Source organism: Mycobacterium colombiense (genome assembly GCF_001672755.1).
GTDB lineage: Bacteria > Actinomycetota > Actinomycetes > Mycobacteriales > Mycobacteriaceae > Mycobacterium > Mycobacterium colombiense_C.
Genome location: NZ_LZKI01000016.1, coordinates 1 through 657, shown reverse-complemented (window position 1 = coordinate 657; position 657 = coordinate 1). Strand labels below are relative to the sequence as shown.

Below are 657 nucleotides of genomic sequence, written 5' to 3'. Positions count from 1 at the left end.
GCAGTACCAAGAGGTCTACGACCGTTACATGCACTATCTGACGGGGTGCGAGAACTTCTTCCGCAAGGGCATCAGCAATGTGGGGCAATTCACGATGGTGAAGTAGGCCAAAAGCGAGCCGGTTACTTCTCCAGCGTGAATTGATTGACGTCGGTGTAGCCGTCGCGGAACAGCTTCGCGCAACCGGTGAGGTACTTCATGTAACGGTCGTAAACCTCTTGGGACTGAACGGCCAGGGCCTGCTCGCGATTCGCCTCGAGGGCCTCGGCCCACAGGTCCAGTGTCCTGGCGTAGTGCAGCTGCAGCGATTGAACGCGGGTCAACTCGAAGCCCACCGTGACCCCGTACTCGCCAACGGTCTGGGGCGTCGGCAGCCAGCCGCCGGGGAAGATCTCGGACAGGATGAATTGCGAAAACTGCACGATCTCACGGGTCAGCGTCATGCCCTTGGCCCGGGCCTCCTTGAACGACGGCCGAACACGTGCAGAAGTCCTTCGACCAGATGGACACCACCCGCACCAGGCAGGTGCTGCTGGAAGGCTGGGAGAAATTTCACGAGCCGGTGGACCGGATCGTGTCGATCGGCGCGTTCGAGCACTTCGGCCGCCAGCGCTACGGCCGCTTCTTCAAGATGGCCTACAACGTGCTGCCGCCGGG

The 657-nt window shown here is 61.3% G+C and carries 3 pseudogenes; 2 read left to right on the top strand and 1 reads right to left on the bottom strand.

Annotation, left to right across the window (positions count from 1 at the left end):
• Positions 1-106, top strand: a pseudogene (locus A5708_RS26595) (class I SAM-dependent methyltransferase); the annotation flags it as partial.
• A gap of 16 nt (positions 107-122) precedes the next feature.
• On the opposite strand, the pseudogene A5708_RS26590 reads toward A5708_RS26595, so the two are convergent.
• Positions 123-479, bottom strand: a pseudogene (locus tag A5708_RS26590) (class I SAM-dependent methyltransferase); the annotation flags it as partial.
• On the opposite strand from A5708_RS26590, the pseudogene A5708_RS27110 reads away from it, so the two are divergent.
• Positions 473-657: pseudogene (locus A5708_RS27110) on the top strand (class I SAM-dependent methyltransferase); the annotation flags it as partial. The pseudogenes A5708_RS26590 and A5708_RS27110 sit on opposite strands and share 7 nt — an antisense overlap.